The organism is Streptomyces sp. DSM 40750, assembly GCF_024612035.1.
Lineage (GTDB): Bacteria > Actinomycetota > Actinomycetes > Streptomycetales > Streptomycetaceae > Streptomyces.
The window spans coordinates 6999654-7016261 of sequence record NZ_CP102513.1; the positions used below are offsets into that span (position 1 = coordinate 6999654).

The 16608-nt window shown below is 66.2% G+C and carries 29 protein-coding genes; all 29 read left to right on the top strand.

All coding sequences use genetic code 11. The annotated features are described in order from the left end of the window. Window positions 1-6: 6 nt before the first annotated feature. The 29 genes from rplD to truA all read left to right on the top strand — a co-directional run bounded on the left by rplD (window position 7) and on the right by truA (window position 16603). On the top strand, window positions 7-666 hold the full coding sequence (gene rplD, locus JIX55_RS31240; RefSeq protein ID WP_257566571.1) for a 50S ribosomal protein L4: 660 nt from the start codon (window positions 7-9) through the stop codon (window positions 664-666). Then, window positions 666-1085, top strand: coding sequence for a 50S ribosomal protein L23 (rplW, locus tag JIX55_RS31245; RefSeq protein WP_152171195.1), 420 nt, complete (start codon window positions 666-668; stop codon window positions 1083-1085). Before rplD ends, rplW begins: the two co-directional genes overlap by 1 nt. Window positions 1086-1123: 38 nt before the next feature. After that, window positions 1124-1960, top strand: coding sequence for a 50S ribosomal protein L2 (rplB, locus tag JIX55_RS31250; RefSeq protein ID WP_037694116.1), 837 nt, complete (start codon window positions 1124-1126; stop codon window positions 1958-1960). Window positions 1961-1972: 12 nt separating this feature from the next. Next, the gene (rpsS, locus tag JIX55_RS31255) at window positions 1973-2254 is read left to right on the top strand and encodes a 30S ribosomal protein S19 (protein WP_010986346.1); all 282 of its coding nucleotides are present in this window, start codon (window positions 1973-1975) and stop codon (window positions 2252-2254) included. A 42-nt stretch (window positions 2255-2296) separates the two neighbouring features. Next, window positions 2297-2644 (top strand): 50S ribosomal protein L22, encoded by a 348-nt coding sequence (gene rplV / locus JIX55_RS31260; RefSeq protein WP_004571827.1) that lies wholly within the window; start codon window positions 2297-2299, stop codon window positions 2642-2644. After that, window positions 2644-3471 (top strand): 30S ribosomal protein S3, encoded by an 828-nt coding sequence (gene rpsC / locus JIX55_RS31265; RefSeq protein WP_257566572.1) that lies wholly within the window; start codon window positions 2644-2646, stop codon window positions 3469-3471. Before rplV ends, rpsC begins: the two co-directional genes overlap by 1 nt. A gap of 5 nt (window positions 3472-3476) precedes the next feature. Next, window positions 3477-3896 (top strand): 50S ribosomal protein L16, encoded by a 420-nt coding sequence (gene rplP, locus JIX55_RS31270; protein ID WP_004927269.1) that lies wholly within the window; start codon window positions 3477-3479, stop codon window positions 3894-3896. Further along, window positions 3896-4120, top strand: a complete 225-nt coding sequence (gene rpmC / locus JIX55_RS31275) for a 50S ribosomal protein L29 (RefSeq protein WP_003998824.1) — start codon at window positions 3896-3898, stop codon at window positions 4118-4120. Before rplP ends, rpmC begins: the two co-directional genes overlap by 1 nt. Next, complete coding sequence (rpsQ, locus tag JIX55_RS31280) at window positions 4120-4407, top strand: 30S ribosomal protein S17 (protein ID WP_257541674.1); 288 nt, start codon at window positions 4120-4122, stop codon at window positions 4405-4407. Before rpmC ends, rpsQ begins: the two co-directional genes overlap by 1 nt. A 94-nt stretch (window positions 4408-4501) precedes the next feature. Then, window positions 4502-4870 carry a 50S ribosomal protein L14 gene (gene rplN / locus JIX55_RS31285; RefSeq protein ID WP_003998823.1) on the top strand — a complete coding sequence of 123 codons (369 nt, stop codon included), beginning with the start codon at window positions 4502-4504 and terminating at the stop codon, window positions 4868-4870. 2 nt (window positions 4871-4872) lie between these two features. Further along, entirely contained in the window at window positions 4873-5196 is a 324-nt protein-coding gene (gene rplX / locus JIX55_RS31290) for a 50S ribosomal protein L24 (protein WP_045559456.1), read from the top strand. Further along, window positions 5196-5753 (top strand): 50S ribosomal protein L5, encoded by a 558-nt coding sequence (gene rplE / locus JIX55_RS31295; RefSeq protein WP_005481216.1) that lies wholly within the window; start codon window positions 5196-5198, stop codon window positions 5751-5753. Before rplX ends, rplE begins: the two co-directional genes overlap by 1 nt. Before the next feature lie 5 nt (window positions 5754-5758). Next, complete coding sequence (locus JIX55_RS31300; protein WP_004571834.1) at window positions 5759-5944, top strand: type Z 30S ribosomal protein S14; 186 nt, start codon at window positions 5759-5761, stop codon at window positions 5942-5944. Between the two features lie 213 nt (window positions 5945-6157). Continuing rightward, window positions 6158-6556 (top strand): 30S ribosomal protein S8, encoded by a 399-nt coding sequence (rpsH, locus tag JIX55_RS31305; RefSeq protein WP_013001411.1) that lies wholly within the window; start codon window positions 6158-6160, stop codon window positions 6554-6556. Window positions 6557-6580: 24 nt separating this feature from the next. Next, window positions 6581-7120: a 50S ribosomal protein L6 gene (gene rplF / locus JIX55_RS31310; RefSeq protein WP_013001410.1), complete on the top strand. Its 540-nt coding sequence runs from the start codon at window positions 6581-6583 to the stop codon at window positions 7118-7120. 3 nt (window positions 7121-7123) lie between these two features. Further along, window positions 7124-7507, top strand: a complete 384-nt coding sequence (gene rplR, locus JIX55_RS31315; protein ID WP_257566573.1) for a 50S ribosomal protein L18 — start codon at window positions 7124-7126, stop codon at window positions 7505-7507. 39 nt (window positions 7508-7546) lie between these two features. Continuing rightward, on the top strand, window positions 7547-8155 hold the full coding sequence (gene rpsE, locus JIX55_RS31320; RefSeq protein WP_007384078.1) for a 30S ribosomal protein S5: 609 nt from the start codon (window positions 7547-7549) through the stop codon (window positions 8153-8155). Continuing rightward, the gene (gene rpmD / locus JIX55_RS31325) at window positions 8155-8337 is read left to right on the top strand and encodes a 50S ribosomal protein L30 (RefSeq protein WP_005481207.1); all 183 of its coding nucleotides are present in this window, start codon (window positions 8155-8157) and stop codon (window positions 8335-8337) included. The genes rpsE and rpmD overlap by 1 nt, the downstream gene beginning before the upstream one ends. Before the next feature lie 2 nt (window positions 8338-8339). Continuing rightward, window positions 8340-8795 carry a 50S ribosomal protein L15 gene (rplO, locus tag JIX55_RS31330; protein ID WP_059079051.1) on the top strand — a complete coding sequence of 152 codons (456 nt, stop codon included), beginning with the start codon at window positions 8340-8342 and terminating at the stop codon, window positions 8793-8795. A 241-nt stretch (window positions 8796-9036) separates the two neighbouring features. Then, complete coding sequence (gene secY, locus JIX55_RS31335; RefSeq protein WP_257566574.1) at window positions 9037-10350, top strand: preprotein translocase subunit SecY; 1314 nt, start codon at window positions 9037-9039, stop codon at window positions 10348-10350. Beyond that, window positions 10350-11012, top strand: a complete 663-nt coding sequence (locus tag JIX55_RS31340) for an adenylate kinase (RefSeq protein WP_257566575.1) — start codon at window positions 10350-10352, stop codon at window positions 11010-11012. The genes secY and JIX55_RS31340 overlap by 1 nt, the downstream gene beginning before the upstream one ends. A 174-nt stretch (window positions 11013-11186) precedes the next feature. Next, entirely contained in the window at window positions 11187-12023 is an 837-nt protein-coding gene (gene map / locus JIX55_RS31345) for a type I methionyl aminopeptidase (protein ID WP_257566576.1), read from the top strand. A 245-nt stretch (window positions 12024-12268) separates the two neighbouring features. Next, complete coding sequence (gene infA / locus JIX55_RS31350) at window positions 12269-12490, top strand: translation initiation factor IF-1 (protein WP_003948620.1); 222 nt, start codon at window positions 12269-12271, stop codon at window positions 12488-12490. A gap of 71 nt (window positions 12491-12561) precedes the next feature. Next, complete coding sequence (gene rpmJ / locus JIX55_RS31355; protein ID WP_003998809.1) at window positions 12562-12675, top strand: 50S ribosomal protein L36; 114 nt, start codon at window positions 12562-12564, stop codon at window positions 12673-12675. Between the two features lie 224 nt (window positions 12676-12899). After that, window positions 12900-13280 carry a 30S ribosomal protein S13 gene (rpsM, locus tag JIX55_RS31360; protein WP_060890912.1) on the top strand — a complete coding sequence of 127 codons (381 nt, stop codon included), beginning with the start codon at window positions 12900-12902 and terminating at the stop codon, window positions 13278-13280. Window positions 13281-13344: 64 nt separating this feature from the next. After that, entirely contained in the window at window positions 13345-13749 is a 405-nt protein-coding gene (rpsK, locus tag JIX55_RS31365) for a 30S ribosomal protein S11 (RefSeq protein WP_003956432.1), read from the top strand. 122 nt (window positions 13750-13871) lie between these two features. Further along, window positions 13872-14894, top strand: a complete 1023-nt coding sequence (locus tag JIX55_RS31370) for a DNA-directed RNA polymerase subunit alpha (RefSeq protein WP_053661878.1) — start codon at window positions 13872-13874, stop codon at window positions 14892-14894. 196 nt (window positions 14895-15090) lie between these two features. Continuing rightward, on the top strand, window positions 15091-15594 hold the full coding sequence (gene rplQ, locus JIX55_RS31375) for a 50S ribosomal protein L17 (RefSeq protein WP_257566578.1): 504 nt from the start codon (window positions 15091-15093) through the stop codon (window positions 15592-15594). 145 nt (window positions 15595-15739) lie between these two features. After that, entirely contained in the window at window positions 15740-16603 is an 864-nt protein-coding gene (truA, locus tag JIX55_RS31380) for a tRNA pseudouridine(38-40) synthase TruA (RefSeq protein WP_257566579.1), read from the top strand. Window positions 16604-16608 lie beyond the last annotated feature (5 nt).

A 16608-nucleotide genomic window follows, 5' to 3' on the forward strand; every position in this document is an offset into this window, starting at 1 on the left:
GTACCGATGAGCACTGTTGACATCCTTTCGCCTGCCGGCGAGAAGACCGGAAGCGTCGAGCTCCCCGCGGAGATCTTCGGCGTGGAGAAGGTCAGCATCCCGCTGATCCACCAGGTCGTCGTCGCGCAGAACGCCGCTGCCCGTCAGGGCACGCACAAGACCAAGACCCGCGGTGAAGTCCGTGGTGGCGGCAAGAAGCCGTACCGCCAGAAGGGCACCGGCCGCGCCCGTCAGGGCTCGACCCGCGCGCCGCAGTTCGCCGGTGGTGGCGTCGTCCACGGCCCGCAGCCGCGTGACTACTCGCAGCGGACCCCGAAGAAGATGAAGGCCGCGGCCCTGCGCCACGCCCTCACCGACCGGGCCCGCCACAACCGCATCCACGTCGTCTCCGGCGTGATCGAGGGCGAGAACCCGTCCACCAAGGCCGCCAGGTCGCTGTTCGGCAAGATCTCGGAGCGCAAGAACCTGCTCCTGGTCGTCGAGCGCGCCGACGAGGCCGCGTGGCTCTCCGCCCGCAACCTGCCCCAGGTCCACATCCTGGAGCCGGGCCAGCTGAACACGTACGACGTGATCGTCTCGGACGATGTGGTCTTCACCCAGGCCGCCCTTGAGTCCTTCGTGTCCGGCCCGAACAAGGCCAACGACACCGAAGGGAGCGAGGCCTGATGGCTACGCGTCACCCGAGCATTGCCTCCAAGGCCGCCAAGGCCGCGAAGGCCGCGCGCGTCGCCAAGGCGAAGCGCCACGCCACCGAGGGCAAGAACACCGTCGTCACCGCGCCCAGCAAGGCGTTCACGGACCCCCGTGACGTGCTGCTGAAGCCGGTCGTGTCGGAGAAGAGCTACGCGCTTCTCGACGAGGGCAAGTACACCTTCATCGTCGCCCCCGGCGCCAACAAGACCCAGATCAAGCAGGCCGTCCAGGCGGTCTTCTCGGTCAAGGTCACCGGGGTCAACACGATCAACCGCATCGGCAAGCGCAAGCGCACGAAGACCGGTTTCGGTCAGCGTGCCGGCTCCAAGCGCGCCATCGTGACCCTTGCCGAGGGCGACCGTATCGACATCTTCGGCGGTCCGACCGCGTAAGCGGGTCGGATCGTCCGATATCGGACGAGGACTGAGAAATGGGAATCCGCAAGTACAAGCCGACTACGCCGGGCCGTCGTGGCTCCAGCGTCGCCGACTTCGTCGAGATCACGCGGTCCACGCCGGAGAAGTCGCTGGTCCGCCCGCTGCACAGCAAGGGCGGCCGTAACAACGCCGGTCGTGTGACCGTTCGCCACCAGGGTGGCGGACACAAGCGCGCCTACCGAGTGATCGACTTCCGTCGTCACGACAAGGACGGCGTGCCGGCGAAGGTCGCGCACATCGAGTACGACCCCAACCGCACCGCGCGCATCGCGCTGCTGCACTACGCCGACGGCGAGAAGCGCTACATCCTCGCCCCGCGCAACCTGCAGCAGGGCGACCGTGTGGAGAACGGTCCCGGGGCCGACATCAAGCCGGGCAACAACCTGGCGCTCCGCAACATCCCGGTCGGTACCACGATCCACGCGATCGAGCTCCGTCCCGGTGGCGGCGCCAAGTTCGCCCGCTCCGCCGGTACCTCCGTGCAGCTGCTCGCGAAGGAGGGCTCGATGGCCCACCTCCGCATGCCGTCCGGTGAGATCCGCCTGGTCGACGCGCGCTGCCGCGCCACCGTCGGCGAGGTCGGCAACGCCGAGCAGAGCAACATCAACTGGGGCAAGGCCGGCCGTAAGCGCTGGCTGGGCGTCCGCCCGACCGTTCGCGGTGTGGCGATGAACCCGGTTGACCACCCGCACGGTGGTGGTGAGGGCAAGACCTCCGGTGGTCGCCACCCGGTCAGCCCCTGGGGTCAGAAGGAGGGTCGTACTCGCTCGCCGAAGAAGGCTTCGAGCAAGTACATCGTCCGCCGCCGCAAGACGAACAAGAAGCGCTAGGAGCGGGTTTAGATGCCGCGCAGTCTCAAGAAGGGGCCCTTCGTCGACGACCACCTGATCAAGAAGGTGGACGCCCAGAACGAAGCCGGTTCCAAGAACGTCATCAAGACCTGGTCCCGTCGCTCGATGATCATCCCGGCCATGCTGGGTCACACGATCGCGGTGCACAACGGCAAGACCCACATTCCGGTGTTTGTCACCGAGTCGATGGTCGGCCACAAGCTCGGCGAGTTCTCGCCGACGCGCACCTTCCGGGGTCACGTCAAGGACGACCGGAAGTCGAAGCGCCGCTAAGCGCGGGGTGGAATGACCATGACAGACACTGGAAGGACAACCATGGAAGCCAGGGCCCAGGCGCGGTACATCCGCGTCACGCCCATGAAGGCCCGCCGCGTGGTGGACCTCATCCGTGGCATGGACGCCACGGAGGCTCAGGCGGTCCTGCGTTTCGCCCCGCAGGCCGCGAGCGTGCCGGTTGGCAAGGTGCTGGACAGCGCCATCGCCAACGCCGCACACAACTACGACCACACGGACGCCTCTTCGCTGGTCATCAGCGAGGCGTACGTGGACGAGGGCCCGACCCTGAAGCGGTTCCGTCCGCGTGCCCAGGGCCGTGCCTACCGGATCCGCAAGCGGACCAGCCACATCACCGTGGTCGTCAGCAGCAAGGAAGGAACCCGGTAATGGGCCAGAAGGTAAACCCGCATGGGTTCCGGCTCGGTATCACCACGGACTTCAAGTCCCGTTGGTACGCCGACAAGCTGTACAAGGACTACGTCAAGGAAGACGTCGCCATCCGTCGGATGATGACGTCCGGCATGGAGCGTGCCGGCATCTCGAAGGTTGAGATCGAGCGCACCCGTGACCGCGTGCGGGTGGACATCCACACCGCGCGTCCCGGCATCGTCATCGGCCGCCGTGGCGCCGAGGCCGACCGCATCCGCGGTGACCTCGAGAAGCTCACGGGCAAGCAGGTCCAGCTGAACATCCTCGAGGTCAAGAGCCCCGAGACCGACGCTCAGCTGGTTGCCCAGGCCGTCGCCGAGCAGCTCTCCTCCCGCGTCTCCTTCCGTCGCGCCATGCGTAAGAGCATGCAGGGCACGATGAAGGCCGGCGCCAAGGGCATCAAGATCCAGTGCGGTGGCCGCCTCGGTGGCGCCGAGATGTCCCGCTCGGAGTTCTACCGCGAGGGCCGTGTGCCCCTGCACACGCTCCGCGCGAACGTGGACTACGGCTTCTTCGAGGCCAAGACGACCTTCGGCCGCATCGGTGTGAAGGTCTGGATCTACAAGGGCGACGTCAAGAACATCGCCGAGGTCCGCGCCGAGAACGCTGCCGCCCGTGCGGGTAACCGCCCGGCCCGCGGTGGCGGTGCCGACCGCCCGGCCCGTGGTGGCCGTGGTGGCGAGCGGCGCGGTCGCAAGCCGCAGCAGGCTGCCGGCGCCGAGGCCCCCAAGGCCGAGGCTCCCGCTGCCGCCGCTCCGGCTGAGAGCACCGGAACGGAGGCCTGACCGACATGCTGATCCCCCGTAGGGTCAAGCACCGCAAGCAGCACCACCCGAAGCGCCGTGGTCAGGCCAAGGGCGGTACGACGGTCGCGTTCGGCGAGTACGGCATTCAGGCCCTCACGCCGGCGTACGTGACCAACCGCCAGATCGAGGCGGCCCGTATCGCGATGACCCGCCACATCAAGCGTGGCGGCAAGGTCTGGATCAACATCTACCCGGACCGCCCGCTCACGAAGAAGCCCGCCGAGACCCGCATGGGTTCCGGTAAGGGTTCGCCGGAGTGGTGGATCGCGAACGTGCACCCGGGCCGGGTCATGTTCGAGCTGTCCTACCCCAACGAGAAGATCGCCCGTGAGGCCCTGACTCGCGCCGCCCACAAGCTGCCGATGAAGTGCCGGATCGTCAAGCGCGAGGCAGGTGAAGCGTGATGTCGGCCGGTACCAAGGCGTCCGAGCTGCGCGAACTGGGTGACGAGGAGCTTCTGGCGAAGCTTCGCGAAGCCAAGGAAGAGCTGTTCAATCTCCGCTTCCAGGCGGCGACCGGACAGCTTGAGAACCATGGCCGTCTCAAGGCGGTCCGCAAGGACATCGCGCGGATCTACACCCTGATGCGCGAGCGTGAGCTGGGCATCGAAACGGTGGAGAGCGCCTGATGAGCGAGAACAACGTGACTGAGACGAACACCGAGACGCGCGGCTTCCGCAAGACTCGTGAGGGCATCGTCGTCGCCGACAAGATGGACAAGACCGTCGTCGTCGCCGTCGAGGACCGCAAGAAGCACGCCCTGTACGGCAAGGTCATCCGTAGCACGAGCAAGCTCAAGGCGCACGACGAGCAGAACGCCGCCGGCGTCGGCGACCGTGTCCTCCTCATGGAGACCCGGCCGCTGTCCGCCACGAAGCACTGGCGCGTCGTAGAGATCCTCGAGAAGGCCAAGTAATTTCCTGCGGGCAAACCCGCAGGACAGTTCCGCCAGGCTCCGGGGGCCGTTCTGAACGGCCCCCGGGGAACCGGCAGACAATCAGGAGATAGACGTGATCCAGCAGGAGTCGCGACTGCGCGTCGCCGACAACACTGGTGCGAAGGAAATCCTTTGCATCCGTGTGCTCGGTGGCTCCGGTCGCCGCTACGCGGGCATCGGTGACGTCATCGTCGCCACCGTCAAGGACGCGATCCCCGGTGGCAACGTGAAGAAGGGTGACGTCGTCAAGGCGGTCATCGTTCGCACCGTCAAGGAGCGCCGCCGTCCGGACGGCTCGTACATCCGCTTCGACGAGAACGCCGCCGTCATTCTGAAGAACGACGGCGACCCTCGCGGCACCCGTATCTTCGGCCCTGTCGGCCGTGAGCTGCGCGAGAAGAAGTTCATGAAGATCATCTCGCTCGCGCCGGAGGTGCTGTAAGCATGAAGATCAAGAAGGGCGACCTGGTCCAGGTCATCACCGGTAAGGACAAGGGCAAGCAGGGCAAGGTCATCGCGGCCTTCCCCCGCGAGGACCGCGTCCTGGTCGAGGGTGTCAACCGGGTCAAGAAGCACACCAAGGCCGGTCCGACCGCTAGCGGTTCGCAGGCCGGCGGCATCGTCACGACCGAGGCGCCGATCCACGTCTCCAACGTCCAGCTGGTCGTTGAGAAGGACGGCAAGAAGGTCGTCACGCGTGTCGGTTACCGCTTCGACGACGAGGGCAACAAGGTTCGCGTTGCCAAGCGGACGGGTGAGGACATCTGATGGCTACCACCACGACTCCGCGTCTCAAGACGAAGTACCGCGAGGAGATCGCGGGCAAGCTGCAGGAAGAGTTCTCCTACGAGAACGTCATGCAGACCCCGGGCCTCGTCAAGATCGTGGTCAACATGGGTGTGGGCGACGCCGCCCGCGACTCCAAGCTGATCGAGGGCGCCATCCGCGACCTCACCACGATCACCGGTCAGAAGCCGGCCGTCACCAAGGCCCGTAAGTCCATCGCGCAGTTCAAGCTGCGTGAGGGCCAGCCGATCGGTGCCCACGTCACGCTTCGTGGCGACCGCATGTGGGAGTTCCTGGACCGCACCCTGTCGCTCGCGCTCCCGCGCATCCGCGACTTCCGTGGTCTGTCCCCCAAGCAGTTCGACGGCCGTGGCAACTACACCTTCGGTCTCACCGAGCAGGTCATGTTCCACGAGATCGACCAGGACAAGATCGACCGCACCCGGGGTATGGACATCACCGTGGTGACCACGGCGACCAACGACGCTGAGGGCCGTGCGCTCCTCCGTCACCTCGGCTTCCCCTTCAAGGAGGCGTGAGCGAGATGGCGAAGAAGGCTCTGATTGCCAAGGCTGCTCGTAAGCCCAAGTTCGCCGTGCGCGCGTACACCCGCTGCCAGCGGTGTGGCCGTCCGCACTCCGTGTACCGCAAGTTCGGCCTGTGCCGCGTGTGCCTCCGTGAGATGGCTCACCGTGGCGAGCTGCCGGGCGTGACCAAGAGCTCCTGGTAGTCCCTGCTTTAAGGGACTCCCGAAGCTCTCGGTAAGCACTGGGCGTGTCAGGCGCCCTCCCTTCCATGGCTTAGGCTTGGAGGGTTGGGCGCCTGTTGCCGCCCGTACGACTTACTACGCCGTAGGTCCCCGCACCGCACCCGTCCCGCCACCGAGTGGGGAGAGGGATGGCGCATACAGGAAACCCCGGCGAGAGAGGCCGAAGGCCAATTCATGACCATGACTGATCCGATCGCAGACATGCTTACGCGTCTGCGGAACGCGAACTCGGCATACCACGACTCCGTGACGATGCCGGCATCGAAGATCAAGTCTCACATCGCGGAGATCCTCCAGCAGGAGGGCTTCATCACGGGCTGGAAGGTCGAGGACGCCGAGGTCGGCAAGAACCTCGTCCTGGAGCTGAAGTTCGGCCCCAACCGTGAGCGCTCCATCGCGGGCATCAAGCGGATCTCCAAGCCCGGTCTCCGGGTTTACGCGAAGTCCACCTCCCTGCCCAAGGTGCTGGGCGGCCTCGGCGTGGCGATCATCTCCACGTCCCACGGGCTCCTCACCGACAAGCAGGCCGGCAAGAAGGGCGTAGGCGGAGAAGTTCTCGCCTACGTCTGGTAGCGGAAGGGAACGGAGGAAACAGCTATGTCGCGCATTGGCAAGCTCCCTATCACGGTTCCCGCCGGCGTGGACGTCACCATCGACGGCCAGACGGTCTCGGTCAAGGGCCCCAAGGGCTCGCTGACTCACACCGTCGTTTCGCCGATCGAGATCGCCAAGGGTGAGGACGGCGTCCTGAACGTCACCCGCCCCAACGACGAGCGTCAGAGCAAGGCCCTGCACGGCCTGTCCCGCACGCTGGTGGCGAACATGATCACCGGCGTGACCCAGGGTTACGTGAAGAAGCTCGAGATCAGCGGTGTCGGTTACCGCGTGCAGGCCAAGGGTTCGAACCTCGAGTTCGCGCTCGGCTACAGCCACCCGATCACCGTCGAGGCGCCCGAGGGCATCACCTTCAAGGTCGAGAACCCGACGCGGTTCTCGGTCGAGGGCATCGACAAGCAGAAGGTCGGCGAGGTTGCGGCCAACATCCGCAAGCTGCGCAAGCCCGACCCGTACAAGGCCAAGGGCGTCAAGTACGAGGGCGAAGTCATCCGCCGCAAGGTCGGAAAGGCGGGTAAGTAAGCCATGGCATACGGTACGAAGATCGCTAAGGGCGACGCTTACAAGCGTGCTGCCATCAAGCGGCGCCACATCCGGATCCGTAAGAAGGTCAACGGTACGGCTGAGCGTCCCCGCCTGGTCGTGACCCGCTCGAACCGCCACATCGTGGCCCAGGTGATCGACGACCTCAAGGGTCACACCCTTGCGTCGGCGTCCACCCTGGACTCGTCCATCCGTGGTGCGTCGGAAGACAAGTCGGCGCAGGCCGGCAAGGTCGGCGCCCTGGTCGCCGAGCGTGCCAAGGCCGCCGGTGTCGAGACCGTTGTGTTCGACCGTGGTGGTAACCGGTACGCGGGTCGCATCGCGGCCCTGGCCGACGCCGCCCGCGAGGCCGGGCTCAAGTTCTGAGCTCGCTGCGTAGCTAGCGGAAAGAGAGAGGTAAATCCAATGGCTGGACCCCAGCGCCGCGGTGGCGGTGCCGGTGGCGGCGAGCGGCGGGACCGGAAGGGCCGTGACGGCGGCGCAGCTGCCGCCGAGAAGACCGCGTACGTTGAGCGCGTTGTCGCGATCAACCGCGTCGCCAAGGTTGTGAAGGGTGGTCGTCGCTTCAGCTTCACTGCGCTCGTCGTAGTGGGCGATGGTGACGGCACCGTGGGTGTCGGTTACGGCAAGGCCAAGGAGGTGCCGGCCGCCATCGCCAAGGGTGTTGAGGAGGCCAAGAAGCACTTCTTCAAGGTCCCCCGTATCCAGGGCACCATCCCGCACCCGATCACGGGCGAGAAGGCCGCGGGCGTCGTCCTGCTCAAGCCTGCTTCCCCCGGTACCGGCGTTATCGCCGGTGGCCCGGTGCGTGCCGTGCTCGAGTGCGCCGGCGTGCACGACATCCTGTCGAAGTCGCTCGGCTCGTCCAACGCGATCAACATCGTGCACGCGACCGTGGCGGCCCTCAAGGGCCTGCAGCGTCCCGAGGAGATCGCGGCTCGCCGTGGTCTGCCCCTCGAGGACGTCGCTCCCGCGGCTCTGCTGCGTGCGCGTGCCGGGGCTGGTGCTGCGTAATGGCTCAGCTCAAGATCACGCAGACGAAGTCGTACATCGGCAGCAAGCAGAACCACCGTGACACCCTGCGTTCCCTTGGTCTCAAGGGCATCAACACGCAGGTCGTCAAGGAGGACCGCCCCGAGTTCCGCGGCATGGTGCACACCGTCCGCCACCTCGTGACGGTCGAGGAGGTCGACTGATCATGGCGGAGAACAACCCGCTCAAGATCCACAACCTCCGTCCCGCCCCGGGTGCCAAGACCGCGAAGACCCGTGTCGGTCGTGGTGAGGCGTCGAAGGGTAAGACGGCCGGTCGTGGTACCAAGGGTACGAAGGCCCGCTACCAGGTTCCGGAGCGCTTCGAGGGTGGCCAGATGCCCCTCCACATGCGTCTCCCGAAGCTGAAGGGCTTCAAGAACCCCTTCAAGACGGAGTTCCAGGTCGTGAACCTGGACAAGCTCGCCGCCCTCTACCCCGAGGGTGGGGAGGTCACCGTTGCCGACCTGGTCGCCAAGGGTGCCGTCCGTAAGAACAGCCTCGTCAAGGTCCTCGGCCAGGGCGAGATCTCCGTGGCGCTGCAGGTGACGGTCGACGCCGTCTCCGGCTCCGCCAAGGAGAAGATCACCGCCGCCGGCGGTACCGTCACCGAGCTCGTCTGAACACACCAGGTGTCTCGATGACTTGAGCGATCCCGACCGGGGATACCCCACAAATGGGGTATCCCCGGTTGGTCGTTCCAAGGGAGGCAGTCCCGCCGGTATGGTGGCCTGCACTGTCCGTTTTCACAGGGGGCCCCTAACCGGGCACTCGACGCGGCAGTTAAACGTTACGTAAGTCGTCCTCATCAGATCTCAAAACCGTCACCCTTGACGCAGTAGCGCGGGGGTCGCAGGAGGCACCGTGCTCACCGCGTTCGCCCGGGCGTTCAAGACGCCCGACCTGCGCAAGAAGCTGCTCTTCACGCTCGGCATCATCGTGATCTACCGGGTCGGCACGCATGTGCCGATCCCCGGTGTCGACTACACCGCCGTCCAGTTCTGTATCGACCAGGCCCAGACGAACCAGGGTCTCTTCGGTCTCGTGAACATGTTCAGTGGTGGCGCGCTGTTGCAGATCACGATCTTCGCGCTCGGCATCATGCCGTACATCACGGCGAGCATCATTCTGCAGCTGCTGACCGTGGTGATCCCGCGTCTGGAAGCCCTGAAGAAGGAGGGGCAGGCCGGCACGGCGAAGATCACGCAGTACACGCGTTACCTGACGGTCGCCCTGGCGATCCTGCAGGGCACCGGCCTCGTCGCCACCGCCCGCAGCGGCTCGCTGTTCAGCGGCTGCCAGATGGCCGGCCAGATCGTTCCCGACCGCTCGATCTACACCACCATGGTCATGGTCATCACCATGACCGCCGGTACGGCCGTCGTCATGTGGCTCGGTGAACTGATCACCGACCGCGGCATCGGCAATGGCATGTCGATCCTGATGTTCATCTCGATCGCCGCCACCTTCCCGTCCGCGCTGTGGGCCATCAAGGAGCAGGGCGACCTGGCGGGCGGCTGGATCGAGTTCGCCATCGTGATCGCCGTCGGCCTGGTCATGGTCGCGCTCGTGGTCTTCGTCGAGCAGGCCCAGCGCCGTATTCCGGTCCAGTACGCGAAGCGCATGATCGGCCGCCGGTCCTACGGCGGCACGTCGACCTACATTCCGCTGAAGGTCAACCAGGCGGGCATCATCCCTGTGATCTTCGCCTCGTCGCTGCTCTACATCCCGGCGCTCGTCGTGCAGTTCTCCAACTCCACGGCGGGTTGGGCGAGTTGGATCACAAGCAACCTGGCCGACACGGCGGCGCCGGCGCACATCACGGTCTACTTCTTCCTGATCATCTTCTTCGCCTTCTTCTACGTGGCCATCTCGTTCAACCCCGAGGAAGTCGCGGACAACATGAAGAAGTATGGTGGCTTCATCCCGGGAATCCGGGCTGGCCGACCGACCGCCGAGTACCTGAGTTACGTACTCAACCGGATCACCTGGCCGGGTTCGCTGTATCTGGGTCTGATCGCTCTCGTGCCGACGATGGCATTGGCCCCCCTCGGGGCAAACCAGAACTTCCCCTTCGGCGGTACCAGCATCCTGATCATCGTGGGTGTGGGTCTGGAGACGGTGAAGCAGATCGAGAGCCAGCTCCAGCAGCGCAATTACGAAGGGTTCCTCCGCTGATGCGAATCGTCCTCGTCGGGCCGCCGGGCGCCGGTAAGGGAACGCAGGCCGCGTTCCTCGCCAAGAACCTGTCGATCCCGCACATCTCCACGGGCGACCTGTTCCGGGCCAACATCAGCAAGCAGACGGAACTCGGCAAACTCGCGAAGTCCTACATGGACAAGGGCGAGCTGGTGCCGGACGAGGTCACCATCGCGATGGCCAAGGACCGCATGGAGCAGTCGGACGCCGAGCAGGGCTTCCTGCTCGACGGCTTCCCGCGCAACGTCTCGCAGGCCGAGGCGCTGGACGTGACGCTCCAGGACGAGTCCATGAACCTGGACGCGGTGCTGGACCTGGAGGTCCCCGAGGAAGAGGTCGTCAAGCGGATCGCCGGCCGGCGCATCTGCCGCAACGACTCCGCCCACGTCTTCCACGTCACGTACAAGAAGCCGAAGCAGGAAGGCGTCTGCGACGCCTGCGGCGGCGAGCTGTACCAGCGTGACGACGACTCCGAGGAGACCGTCCGCAAGCGTCTGGAGGTCTACCACACCCAGACCGAGCCGATCATCGACTACTACAAGGCCCAGGGCCTCGTGGTGACGATCTCGGCCCTCGGTCCGGTGGAGGAAGTCACCCAGCGCGCCATGGAGGCGCTCAAGCGCGAGGACGACGACAAGTAGGTCGTCGATCAGTACGTCGGCCGCGGTGCCCGAGACGGGCGCCGCGGCTGCTTTTTGCGGCTGAACCGCCGCCGCTCTCGCGGACGTGGTGATTCACCGTGGTGGTTGCTCAATTGATGGTTGCGGCACACTTGACCCAGTCGTGCTTGTCGGAAGCGGAGAGGCGAGAGCCTGATGGTGCAGATCAAGAGCCCCGAGCAGATCGCCAAGATGCGTGAGGCGGGGCTGGTCGTCGCCGCCATCCACGCGGCCACTCGGGAGGCCGCCGTGCCGGGCGCCTCCACGAAGGACCTCGACGAGGTGGCCCGCAAGGTGCTCGCGGAGCACGGGGCCAAGTCGAACTTCCTCGGGTACGGCGGTTTCCCGGCGACCATCTGCACGTCGGTGAACGAGGTCGTGGTCCACGGCATCCCGAGTGACGAGGTCGTGCTGAAGGACGGCGACATCATCTCCATCGACTGCGGCGCGATCGTGGACGGCTGGCACGGTGACGCGGCCTACACCGCGTTCGTGGGGTCCGGGCACGCTCCGGAGCTCCTTGAGCTGTCCCGGGTGACCGAGGAGTCCATGTGGGCCGGGATCGCCGCGATGAAGCAGGGGAACCGGCTCGTGGACGTCTCCCGGGCCATCGAGACGTACATCCGCCGGCAGCCGAAGCCGGGCGGCGGTAAGTACGGGATCGTCGAGGACTACGGCGGGCACGGGATCGGGACCGAGATGCACATGGACCCGCATCTGCTGAACTACGTCGAGCGGCGGCGGGGGAAGGGGCCGAAGCTGGTCCCCGGGTTCTGTCTGGCGATCGAGCCGATGGTGTCTTTGGGCACGCCGAAGACGCAGGTCCTGTCGGACGACTGGACCGTGGTGACGACGGACGGTACGTGGTCCTCGCACTGGGAGCACTCGGTGGCGCTGACGGAGTCCGGTCCGTTGGTGCTGACCGCCCCTGACGGGGGCAAGGCGAAGCTGGCCGAGTACGGGATTACTGCGGCTCCTGATCCGGTGGGCTGAGTCTTCGTTGCCGACTGCGAGTGCCTGGGGGCTGGTCGCGAAGTTCCCCGCGTCCCTATGGGGCCTTCGGCCCGTCCAGGCGCGTTGCCGTGGACCGGAGTAATGATCTTCTGCGTGGGGCAGTCTTACCCGAATTCGTGTTTCTCGGGGGCCTGACGTAGACTGACTCGTCGGCTCTCGTGTTTCCGTATGTCTTCATTCGGTCACTCGGAGTCGATCAAGGTAGTCGATTCGAAGGGCGAAGCGTGGCCAAGAAGCAAGGTGCCATCGAGATCGAGGGCACTGTCGTCGAGTCTCTGCCGAACGCCATGTTCAAGGTCGAGCTCCAGAACGGCCACCAGGTCCTGGCACACATCAGCGGCAAGATGCGTATGCACTACATCCGCATCCTCCCTGACGACCGGGTCGTGGTGGAGCTGTCTCCGTACGACCTGACGCGTGGCCGGATCGTCTACCGCTACAAGTAGATCTTGCCTCCGCTCTCCGTGCCCGGTCTCCGGGATGCGGGTGGTGGCACTGACCCGGAGAACCTCACCCCATGAAGGTCAAGCCGAGCGTCAAGAAGATCTGCGACAAGTGCAGGGTGATCCGCCGTCACGGTCGGGTCATGGTCATCTGCGAGAACCCGCGCCACAAGCAGCGCCAGGGCTGACGCACGACCGATCCCTCTGCTCGATTCGCAGAGATTCGCGCGACGCAAGCTGAATATGTTCATACGCAGAACCCAGGCGCCTGACGGTGCCTGACACCCCCGGCTCGGAGGCCGGGGACCCGGGTCGTACCTAATCTTTGGCTGTGTCTTTTGACAGCGTGAAGAGGCCGGCGGCCGGGAGCCGGTTCTGTGGAAGACCTCCGACAATCACCAGGAGCCATTGAATGGCACGCGTTTCCGGTGTTGACATCCCGCGCGACAAGCGCGTGGAGGTCGCCCTCACCTACGTGTTCGGCATCGGCCGGACCCTCTCCCAGGAGACGCTGGCAGCGACCGGCGTCAACCCCGACACCCGCGTCCGCGACCTCTCCGAGGAGCAGCTCGTCGCGATCCGCGAGTACGTGGACAGCAACATCAAGACCGAGGGTGACCTCCGTCGCGAGGTCCAGGCCGACATCCGCCGCAAGGTGGAGATCGGCTGCTACCAGGGTCTCCGTCACCGTCGTGGTCTGCCCGTCCGCGGTCAGCGCACCAGCACGAACGCCCGTACCCGCAAGGGCCCGCGTCGCGCCATCGCCGGTAAGAAGAAGCCGGGCAAGAAGTAGTCCTCAGCGGACGCTCACCAGCGGTCTTCGCTGTAGGACCGACCACCTCCCGTAGGAGTTATAGATGCCCCCCAAGGGTCGTCAGGGCGCTGCCAAGAAGGTGCGCCGCAAGGAAAAGAAGAACGTCGCTCACGGCCACGCGCACATCAAGAGCACGTTCAACAACACGATCGTCTCCATCACGGACCCCTCGGGCAACGTGATCTCCTGGGCCTCCGCCGGCCACGTCGGCTTCAAGGGCTCCCGGAAGTCCACGCCGTTCGCCGCGCAGATGGCCGCCGAGTCGGCCGCCCGTCGCGCGCAGGAGCACGGCATGCGCAAGGTCGACGTGTTCGTCAAGGGCCCGGGTTCGGGTCGTGAGACGGCCATCCGTTCGCTGCAGGCGACCGGTCTCGAGGTCGGCTCCATCCAGGACGTCACGCCCACCCCGCACAACGGCTGCCGTCCGCCGAAGCGCCGCCGCGTCTGACGCGTCGCCGCTTCGCGGTATGAGGTTTTCGGGCGGTACGGCTCTTTGCGGTCGTATCGCCCGTACCCTTGTTGCACATCAGGGCGTCAAATAGCGGGCGCCCCTGACAGAAGGAACGCAACATGCTGATCGCTCAGCGTCCCTCGTTGACCGAAGAGGTTGTCGACGAGTTCCGCTCCCGGTTCGTGATCGAGCCGCTGGAGCCGGGCTTCGGTTACACCCTCGGCAACTCCCTGCGTCGTACGCTCCTCTCCTCGATCCCGGGTGCGGCGGTCACGTCCATCCGTGTCGACGGTGTCCTGCACGAGTTCACCACCGTGCCGGGCGTCAAGGAGGACGTCACCGACCTGATCCTCAACATCAAGCAGCTGGTCGTCTCCTCGGAGCACGACGAGCCGGTCGTGATGTACCTGCGCAAGCAGGGTCCGGGTCTGGTCACCGCCGCCGACATCGCGCCCCCGGCCGGTGTCGAGGTGCACAACCCCGACCTCGTCCTCGCCACGCTCAACGGCAAGGGCAAGCTGGAGATGGAGCTCACGGTCGAGCGTGGCCGCGGTTACGTCTCCGCCGTGCAGAACAAGCAGGTGGGCCAGGAGATCGGCCGTATCCCGGTCGACTCCATCTACTCGCCGGTTCTGAAGGTCACGTACAAGGTCGAGGCGACCCGTGTCGAGCAGCGCACCGACTTCGACAAGCTGATCGTCGACGTCGAGACCAAGCAGGCGATGCGTCCCCGTGACGCCATGGCCTCCGCCGGTAAGACCCTGGTCGAGCTGTTCGGTCTCGCCCGTGAGCTGAACATCGACGCCGAGGGCATCGACATGGGCCCGTCCCCCACGGACGCCGCGCTCGCCGCCGACCTGGCGCTGCCGATCGAGGAGCTGGAGCTCACCGTCCGGTCGTACAACTGCCTCAAGCGTGAGGGCATCCACTCCGTGGGTGAGCTCGTGGCTCGTTCCGAGGCCGACCTGCTCGACATCCGCAACTTCGGTGCGAAGTCGATCGACGAGGTCAAGGCGAAGCTGGCGGGTATGGGCCTGGCGCTCAAGGACTCCCCGCCCGGATTCGACCCGACCGCCGCCGCCGATGCCTTCGGTGCCGACGACGACGCGGACGCCGGTTTCGTGGAGACCGAGCAGTACTGAGAGCTCGGGACCGACTGCCGGTTCCCGGCTGCGGGACCGTCGTGGCTGGTCGCGCAGTTACCCGCGCCCCTTACGGGGCCGGGAACTTCCGGGGCGCCCCCTGAGGGGTCGCCCCGGATCTCCGACAGACGACCGTCTGCTCGGATACTGACCCCGGTACCTGATACGGCCGGGGCAGACACCTAGGAGAAACGTCATGCCGAAGCCCACCAAGGGTGCCCGTCTGGGCGGCAGTGCCGCGCACGAGAAGCTGCTGCTCGCGAACCTCGCGAAGAGCCTTTTCGAGCACGGTCGCATCACCACCACCGAGGCGAAGGCCCGTCGGCTGCGGCCGTACGCCGAGCGTCTGGTCACCAAGGCGAAGAAGGGCGACCTTCACAACCGCCGTCAGGTGCTCCAGGTCATCACGGACAAGAGCATCGTGCACACGCTCTTCACCGAGATCGGCCCGCGGTACGAGAACCGTCCGGGTGGCTACACCCGTATCACCAAGATCGGTAACCGCCGTGGCGACAACGCGCCCATGGCTGTCATCGAGCTGGTCGAGGCGCTGACGGTCGCGCAGGAGGCCACGGGTGAGGCCGAGGCCGCCACCAAGCGTGCCGCCAAGGACGCCGAGGTCGCTGAGCCGAAGGTCGACACCACCAAGGCTGACGAGGCTCCGGCCGAGGAAGCTGCCGAGGAGTCCAAGGACGCGTAAGCGTTCTGCCGGGGACGGTTCGTCGGCGGCCGCGGCGTCGTCGTGGTTGTTCGCGCAGTTCCCCGCGCCCCTGAAGGGGCGCGCTTGAGTGGGCCCGTTCCCTGGAGGAGCGGGCCCGCTTTTCTGTACCTGAGAGGATCCAGGAGTGAGTGACGAAGTACGGCCCGGGTTCGTGCGGGTGCGACTGGACCTGTCTTACGACGGGAGTGAGTTCTCCGGGTGGGCCAAGCAGGCCGGGGGGCGGCGGACCGTGCAGGGGGAGATCGAGGACGCGCTGCGGACGGTCACGCGGTCGAGGGAGACGTACGAGCTGACCGTGGCCGGGCGGACCGACGCGGGGGTGCATGCCCGGGGGCAGGTGGCCCATGTCGATCTGCCCGAGGCGGTCTGGCGTGAGCACCACGAGAAGCTGCTCAAGCGGCTCGCCGGGCGGTTGTCGAGGGATGTGCGGGTGTGGGCGCTGAGGGAGGCGCCGAGTGGCTTCAACGCCCGGTTCTCGGCCGTCTGGCGGCGGTATGCGTACCGCGTCACCGACAATCCCGGCGGTGTCGACCCGTTGCTGCGCAACCACGTGCTGTGGCACGACTGGCCGCTCGATGTGGATGCCATGAATGAGGCCGCGCGGCGGCTGCTGGGGGAGCACGACTTCGCGGCCTACTGCAAGCGGCGGGAGGGGGCGACCACCATTCGTACGCTGCAGGAGCTGAGCCTGGTGCGGGGGGACGACGGGATCGTCACCGCGACCGTGCGGGCCGACGCGTTCTGCCACAACATGGTGCGGTCGCTGATCGGCGCGCTGCTGTTCGTGGGGGACGGGCACCGGGAGGCCGACTGGCCGGGGAAGGTGCTGGCCGCCGGGGTGCGGGACTCAGCCGTGCATGTCGTACGGCCGCACGGGCTGACCCTGGAGGAGGTCGGCTACCCGGCCGACGAGCTGCTGGCCGCGCGGAACAAGGAGGCGCGGAACCGGCGGACCCTGCCGGGGATGCCCGGGGGCGGCTGCTGCTGACCCCG

Coding starts and splice junctions, on each gene's coding strand:
- rplP (WP_004927269.1), top strand. CDS start 3,477: ATGCTGATCCCCCGTAGGGTCAAGCACCGCAAGCAGCACCACCCGAAG.
- rplR (WP_257566573.1), top strand. CDS start 7,124: ATGGCATACGGTACGAAGATCGCTAAGGGCGACGCTTACAAGCGTGCT.
- JIX55_RS31370 (WP_053661878.1), top strand. CDS start 13,872: ATGCTGATCGCTCAGCGTCCCTCGTTGACCGAAGAGGTTGTCGACGAG.
- rplE (WP_005481216.1), top strand. CDS start 5,196: ATGGCTACCACCACGACTCCGCGTCTCAAGACGAAGTACCGCGAGGAG.
- JIX55_RS31340 (WP_257566575.1), top strand. CDS start 10,350: ATGCGAATCGTCCTCGTCGGGCCGCCGGGCGCCGGTAAGGGAACGCAG.
- rpsE (WP_007384078.1), top strand. CDS start 7,547: ATGGCTGGACCCCAGCGCCGCGGTGGCGGTGCCGGTGGCGGCGAGCGG.
- rplX (WP_045559456.1), top strand. CDS start 4,873: ATGAAGATCAAGAAGGGCGACCTGGTCCAGGTCATCACCGGTAAGGAC.
- rpsH (WP_013001411.1), top strand. CDS start 6,158: ATGACCATGACTGATCCGATCGCAGACATGCTTACGCGTCTGCGGAAC.
- rplF (WP_013001410.1), top strand. CDS start 6,581: ATGTCGCGCATTGGCAAGCTCCCTATCACGGTTCCCGCCGGCGTGGAC.
- rplO (WP_059079051.1), top strand. CDS start 8,340: ATGGCGGAGAACAACCCGCTCAAGATCCACAACCTCCGTCCCGCCCCG.
- rpsM (WP_060890912.1), top strand. CDS start 12,900: ATGGCACGCGTTTCCGGTGTTGACATCCCGCGCGACAAGCGCGTGGAG.
- rpsQ (WP_257541674.1), top strand. CDS start 4,120: ATGAGCGAGAACAACGTGACTGAGACGAACACCGAGACGCGCGGCTTC.
- rplB (WP_037694116.1), top strand. CDS start 1,124: ATGGGAATCCGCAAGTACAAGCCGACTACGCCGGGCCGTCGTGGCTCC.
- rpmC (WP_003998824.1), top strand. CDS start 3,896: ATGTCGGCCGGTACCAAGGCGTCCGAGCTGCGCGAACTGGGTGACGAG.
- rpmJ (WP_003998809.1), top strand. CDS start 12,562: ATGAAGGTCAAGCCGAGCGTCAAGAAGATCTGCGACAAGTGCAGGGTG.
- rplQ (WP_257566578.1), top strand. CDS start 15,091: ATGCCGAAGCCCACCAAGGGTGCCCGTCTGGGCGGCAGTGCCGCGCAC.
- rpmD (WP_005481207.1), top strand. CDS start 8,155: ATGGCTCAGCTCAAGATCACGCAGACGAAGTCGTACATCGGCAGCAAG.
- map (WP_257566576.1), top strand. CDS start 11,187: ATGGTGCAGATCAAGAGCCCCGAGCAGATCGCCAAGATGCGTGAGGCG.
- rpsC (WP_257566572.1), top strand. CDS start 2,644: ATGGGCCAGAAGGTAAACCCGCATGGGTTCCGGCTCGGTATCACCACG.
- rpsK (WP_003956432.1), top strand. CDS start 13,345: ATGCCCCCCAAGGGTCGTCAGGGCGCTGCCAAGAAGGTGCGCCGCAAG.
- rpsS (WP_010986346.1), top strand. CDS start 1,973: ATGCCGCGCAGTCTCAAGAAGGGGCCCTTCGTCGACGACCACCTGATC.
- rplW (WP_152171195.1), top strand. CDS start 666: ATGGCTACGCGTCACCCGAGCATTGCCTCCAAGGCCGCCAAGGCCGCG.
- JIX55_RS31300 (WP_004571834.1), top strand. CDS start 5,759: ATGGCGAAGAAGGCTCTGATTGCCAAGGCTGCTCGTAAGCCCAAGTTC.
- rplV (WP_004571827.1), top strand. CDS start 2,297: ATGGAAGCCAGGGCCCAGGCGCGGTACATCCGCGTCACGCCCATGAAG.
- rplD (WP_257566571.1), top strand. CDS start 7: ATGAGCACTGTTGACATCCTTTCGCCTGCCGGCGAGAAGACCGGAAGC.